Origin of the sequence: Streptomyces griseorubiginosus (assembly GCF_017614965.1) — a bacterium.
Taxonomy (GTDB): domain Bacteria; phylum Actinomycetota; class Actinomycetes; order Streptomycetales; family Streptomycetaceae; genus Streptomyces; species Streptomyces griseorubiginosus_B.
The window spans coordinates 1-6125 of sequence record NZ_WVUG01000423.1 but is presented as its reverse complement, the minus strand read 5'-3'; the positions used below and the strand labels follow the sequence as shown (position 1 = coordinate 6125).

Annotated in this window: 4 protein-coding genes; 3 read left to right on the top strand and 1 reads right to left on the bottom strand. The window is 73.1% G+C overall.

The features are described from left to right. Together GRC12_RS40830 and GRC12_RS40825 are read left to right on the top strand one after the other, a co-directional pair. A partial coding sequence (locus tag GRC12_RS40830; RefSeq protein WP_208785504.1) for a serine/threonine-protein kinase occupies positions 1-1799 on the top strand: 1799 nt, incomplete at its 5' end. 82 nt (positions 1800-1881) lie between these two features. Beyond that, a complete protein-coding gene (locus GRC12_RS40825; protein ID WP_208785503.1) occupies positions 1882-2811 on the top strand; it encodes an expansin EXLX1 family cellulose-binding protein in 930 nt (309 codons plus the stop codon). 6 nt (positions 2812-2817) lie between these two features. On the opposite strand, the gene GRC12_RS40820 is transcribed toward GRC12_RS40825, so the two are convergent. Further along, positions 2818-4578: a helix-turn-helix domain-containing protein gene (locus GRC12_RS40820; RefSeq protein ID WP_439959941.1), complete on the bottom strand. Its 1761-nt coding sequence runs from the start codon at positions 4576-4578 to the stop codon at positions 2818-2820. Positions 4579-4724: 146 nt separating this feature from the next. On the opposite strand from GRC12_RS40820, the gene GRC12_RS40815 reads away from it, so the two are divergent. Continuing rightward, the coding region (locus GRC12_RS40815) for an FAD-dependent oxidoreductase (RefSeq protein ID WP_208785501.1) at positions 4725-6125 on the top strand (1401 nt) is incomplete at its 3' end.

The following is a 6125-nucleotide window of genomic DNA, read 5'->3' as shown; positions in this document are numbered from 1 at the left end:
GGATGGGGGAGGTGTTTCTCGCCGAGTCCGGTGGTGGGCGGCCCGTCGCGGTGAAGGTCGTACGGGCCGAGTTCGCCCAGGACCCGGCGTTCCGGCGGAGGTTCGCCGCCGAGGTCGCCACCGTGCGGCGCGTGCAGGGGCCGTACACCCCTGCCGTCGTCGACGCCGACGCGGAGGCGGAGCGGCCCTGGCTGGCCACGACCTACGTCGCCGGCCCCTCCCTCGCGGACGTCGTCCAGGCCTCCGGCCCGCTGCCCGCGCCGGCGGTACGGACGCTCGCCGCCGGTATCGCGGAGGCGCTCGCCGCGATCCACGGCGCGGGTGTCCTGCACCGCGACCTCAAGCCGTCGAACGTCCTGCTGGACCGGGACGGCCCCAAGGTGATCGACTTCGGTATCGCCCGCGCCGCCGACCGCACCCAACTCACCGGCACGGGCGTCGCGTTGGGCACCGTGCCGTACATGTCCCCGGAGCAGGTCGAGGGCCGCCCCCTCGGCCCGCCGAGCGACGTGTTCTCCCTCGGCGGGCTGCTGGCGTACGCGGCGACCGGCCTGACCCCGTTCGGGGAGGGCGGCGCCGGAGAGGTGGCGTTCCGGATCACCCGTGAGGAACCCGATCCGGACGCCCTCGCCGTCGGTGACGACGGACTGCGGGACCTGATCACACGATGCCTCCGCAAGGACCCCGCGCAACGGCCGACCCCGCGGCAGATCATCGCTGCCGGCACGGTCGGACCTTCCCGCTCCGCCGGCTGGCTCCCGCAGGCCGTCGCGGCCCGGGTCGCCCGCCGGGAGGCCGATCTGACCGACGCGCTGGAGCGGGCCGCACGGAAACGCTCCGGTGTCCGGGTCAGGGTGGGGGCGGTGTCGCTGGCGGTTCTCCTGGTGTGCGCGGTCGTGTTCGCTCTCACCCAGCAGGGCGGCCGTTCCGCGCAGGGCTCCGGCTCCTCCGCGTCGGCTTCCGAGGCCGCCGCCCAGGGATATCGCACGGTCTTCCGTAACCGGTCCGTCTCTCTGAAGGACGACGACTCCGAGATCGACCTGATGACCGGGGACCGCGTGCCGGGCGGGCGGCTGTGGACGCTGTCCACCGACGCGGGCGGCGACGGCAGGGGCGGCTTCTCGCTGCAGGACGCCACGGACGCCTATGTCGCGGGGCCGGGACCGATCACTCCGGCGCAGTGTGCGGCCGGGGTCGCCCGTCGGCCGGTGGAGGACGAGGTGCACTGGCCGCAGGTGCCGCCGGGCAGTTGGTTCTGTGTGCGGTGGCGGCTCACCGGAGACGTGGCCGTGCTGCGGGTCGTCAGTACCGACACCGGGGGCTGGGGCGCCGACGTCGGCCTGGACTTCTACCGGCACATCCCGGCCCTGTCCACGCCCGGTGCCGTACCGGGCCCGGCCGACGCGCACTACCGGCCGCTCTACAGTGGCCGGCCCCTCACCCTCCCCGACGACGCGCACTCCTTCGATCTGGCGCGGGGACGCGTCGCCACGAACGGCTCGTGGCTGCTGTCGACCGATGCGGGCGGCAACAGCAAGGGCGCGTTCGAACCGCAGAAGTCCAGCGAGGCGTACATCGGCGGACAGTCACCCCTCACCCCCGCCCGCTGCGTCCTCGGCATCGCGCAGCAGCCGGTCTCCGTCGTCCGCTTCCCGCAGGTCCCGGCCGGCACCTGGTTCTGTGTACGCGACGATCTCACCCACGACATCGCCGTCATCCAGGTGCTGGACAAGGACGACGGCGACTGGACCACCACCGTCGCCGTCACCGCGTACCGGCCCGTGAGCGGCGGCGGGTAGCGCGAGTCCCGGGGTTTTCCTCCCGCCGCGTTCGCGGCTCTGGCAGGATCGTCACTCCTGTCACTCTGGCAACGGAGGTCCGGTGCACAGACGGTGGCTGTTCCTGTCGGCGGCCGTGGTGCTCGTCGTCGCGTCCCTGACGGTGGTGTTCCTCTCCGGCCACAAGGCCGACGCCGGGCGGGTCTCGGCCGCGCCGACTCCCGCCACCGGAGCGGAGGTCACCCCCTCGTCGGCCTCACCGACTCCCTCAGCTCGCGCGACCGAAGCATCGCCGAGTACGTCCGCGTCACGCACCGCGGGCAAGAAGTCCCCCTCGGCGACCGCCCCTTCGCCTACCGCCCACCCGGCGAAGCCGTCCGCCGCGCCGGTCGCCCAACCGGCCTCCGGGACGGCCCCGTTGGCGGGACGCATCCGCCCGGGCGTCACCCACCAGGGCGTCGCCACCTTCTACCAGACCGACGGCACCGGGGCGTGTCTGTACGACGCGAGCGGTGACGTCCTGACCGGGGCGATGAACACCGCCGACTACGAGGGGTCGAAGGCGTGCGGGGCGTACGTGGTCGTGCGGGCCGCGAGCGGTGCCTCCGTCACGGTCCGCATCACCAACGAGTGCCCGGGCGACTGCGCCGTCGGTCAGATCGACCTCAGCGCACAGGCCTTCGCCAAGCTCGCCGCGCCCTCGGCCGGCCGTGTCCCGATCACCTGGGAACTCGCGAGCCCCGGCGACGTCGGCACCCTCTCGGTCCGCTACAAGACCGGGTCCACGCGGTACTGGTGCGGCATCCAGGTCATCGGCCACCGAAATCCCCTCGCCCGGCTGGAGGTTCGCGCCGGCAGTGGCTGGCGGCAACTGGCCCGCGCCGACTACAACTACTTCCTCGCCGAGGACGGCGGCGGCTGCGGGGGCCCGATCAGGATCACCGACATCTACGGCGAACGGCTCACCGTCGACGGCATCGCGATCCGGTCGAACGTCGTGCAGCCGACCCGGGTCCAGTTCGCCCGGCACTGAGCGCCGTCAGCTCCGGTACCCGCGCAGCTTCCGGTACAGGGTGGCGCGGGCGATGCCCAGGGCCGCCGCCGTACGGGCCTTGTTGCCGCCGTGCAGGCGCAGCGCCTCCAGGATGGCGGCGCGCTCGGCGTGTTCCATCGGGGTGAGCGGGCGGGCCGAGGGCCCCTCGCGCACGGCATCCGGCAGTTCGGCACGCCGGACGGGACCGGTCGCCCGGCGCTGTTCCGCCAACGCGCGCACCACATGGGCGAGTTCGGTGACATTGCCGGGCCAGGGGTGCTGTTCCAGGGCGCGCAGCGCCTCCAGTGTCCAGGTCACCGGCGGCCGGCCGGGAGCGGGCCTGGGGGTGAGGGCGGACAGCAACTCCCTGACGTCCTCGGGGCGTTCGCGGAGGGCGGGGAGGGTCACGGAGCGTGCCGCGAGGGTGTCCAGGAGCCGTTGGAGGCAGGGGCCGGGCGGTGCGCCCGGAGTGTAGGTGAGCACAAGAGGCGCGTCGGGGCGTGTGGCGAGCAGTGTGTTGAGGAGGGCCGTGTCGGGTTGGGTGAGCCGTTCGGCGTGGCGGATGAGGACGGGGCGGTCCTCGTGCCTCAATGCCCCGACCACGCGCGGCAGTTCGCCTTCGGCCGCGTCCACGACCAGGGGGTCCGCGACCAGCTCGCGGGCGAGCGAGGTCTTCCCGGTACCGCGCTCGCCGACGATCAGCAGTGGTTCAGGGGATCCGGCCAACTCCACCGCGCGGTCCACCGCGTGGCACCAGGGCACCGAACGACCGGCCAGACCGACGGCGTTCCGCGGGGCGGCCGGTACCTTCGCGGGTCCCGCCTGCTCGACCACACCGACCGCCCCGGCCACCGAGCCCAGGTGAAGGACCGGAGCCAGGGTCGCCGTGCAGGCTGACAGACGGATGCGGTACGAGGCCTCAAGTCCGGTGCCGGAGGCGGGCACCGCCGTCCCGGGCACCGTGCGCGTCCCGCCGCCCCAGTCCCGCAGCAGCGCGACCGCGTACCGCTCCAGCGTGTCCAGGTCCTCGGGTGACAGGAGCCGTGCCGCGGCCTCGCTGACGAGCCTGCTGCGGCCGTCGAGGGCCAGGACCGCGCGTCCCGATGCGCCGGCGGCTCGCAAGTAGGCGTCGAGCAGCGCCCGTTCGGCCGCCCTGGAGCGGGACAGCAGCTCGGCCTCGACGGCGAGCGCGGCGGCCTCGGCGAGCGGGGCGCCGGGATGCGGTGCGCTCCCGGCGCACAGGTCACAGGCCACCGTCACCGTGCCCAGCAGGTGTCCGGTCTCCGGCGCCCGTACCGGCACGCTGACCGCGGAGACGTTCTGCCAGGCGTCGAGGAAGTGCTCGGGGCCGTGCAGTTCGGCACGGCCGTGCGTGTGCAGGGCGCGGGCCGCGCTGTTCGGGCCGACGGTCTGCTCGGAGAGGTCGGCGCAGGGACGGCCCGGGCCCACTCCGCCGGCCCACAGCACCCGCAGCCGTTCGTCCGTGAGCACCAGAGAGGTCCGGCCGGTGCCGAGTGTGGGGGCGATCCGGTCGAGAACGGGCCGGGCGGCGGTGAGCAAAGGGGGCTCGAGCGCTCGTACTGAAGGAGGGCGCGGCGCGACGGCCTGGGTGTCGTGCCGTACGCCGAAGAACCGGGCACGCTTCCAGGCGGCGACGACGTCCTCGGGCACCCCGTCCGGGACTTGCTCGCCCCGCAGGAACAACTCCCGGGCCCTGCGCAGCGTTGCGAGGGTCGGGCGGACGGCGGGGCGCTCTGCGGTGGTCACGGCGGGGTTCACCCTACCGGGAGCGGTTGAACGCGCAACCATCGGCCCCTGCGGCGCACTGTCTCTTATTGAGACACCCGCGCCGCCGCCCGGGCGTACACGATCTTGAAGAGTCGGCGCCTGTTCTCATTCCCTGGAGCGTTCCCGTGCACACCGTCGAGCCCGATGTCGTCACCGACGTACTGATCGTCGGCAGTGGCCCCGCCGGCGCCTCCGCCGCGCTCGCCCTGAGCACCTACGGCGTGCCGAACGTCGTCGTCACCCGCTACGCGAGCCTGGCCGACACGCCCCGGGCGCACATCACCAACCAGCGCACCATGGAGGTGCTGCGCGACCTCGGCGTCGAGGACGAGGTCGTGGCGAAGGCGACCCCGCAGCATCTGATGGGCAACACGACCTTCTGCACGAGCCTCGCCGGGGAGGAGCTCGGCCGGGTCCGCTCCTGGGGCAACGACCCGCTCGTCCAGGCCGCCCACGAGCTCGCCAGCCCCACCCGGATGTGCGACATGCCCCAGCACCTCATGGAGCCGGTGCTCATGGACGCGGCGGTCGCGCGCGGCACGCGGCTGCGCTTCAGCACCGTCTACAAGTCCTTCGTGCAGGACGACTTCGGCGTGACGGTCACCGTCGAGGACCGGCTGCGCGGCGACGAGTACACCATCCGCGCCAAGTACCTCATCGGCGCCGACGGCGGCCGCAGCAAGGTCGCCGAGGACGCCGGACTGCCGATGGGCGGCCAGATGGGCGTGGCCGGCAGCATCAACATCGTCTTCGACGCGGACCTGACCAAGTACACCGCCCACCGGCCGTCCACCCTGTACTGGGTGCTGGCGCCCGGCGCCACCGTCGGCGGCATCGGCGCCGGTCTGGTGCGCTGTGTGCGGCCGTGGAACGAGTGGCTGATCGTGTGGGGGTACGACGTGACGGCCGGCGCCCCCGACCTGACCACCGAGTACGCCGAGACGATCGTGCGCCAACTGGTCGGCGACGACGAGATCCCGGTGACCGTCAAGTCGTCCTCCGCCTGGACCGTCAACGAGATGTACGCCGAGACCTACGCCAGCGGCCGGGTCTTCTGCGCCGGCGACGCCACGCACCGCCACCCGCCGTCCAACGGCCTCGGCTCCAACACCTCCATCCAGGACTCCTACAACCTGGCCTGGAAGCTCAAGCTCGTCCTCGACGGCACCGCGTCCCCGAGACTCCTGGACACCTACACCGCCGAACGCGCCCCGATCGGCAAGCAGATCGTCACCCGCGCCAACAAGTCCATCGGCGAGACCGCGCCCGTCTTCGAGGCACTCGACGGGCTCTCCCCGCAGACCCCCGAGCAGCTGTGGGCCAACATCGCGGCCCGCAAGGACGACACGGAGGCGGCGCAGAAGCAGCGGGCACGGCTGCGCGAGGCGATCGCGTTCAAGGTGTACGAGTTCAACGCGCACGGCGTCGACCTCAACCAGCGCTACACCTCCACGGCCATCGTCCCCGACGGCACCCCCGACCCCGGCTTCGACCGCGATCCCGAGCTGTACCACCAGCCCACCTCC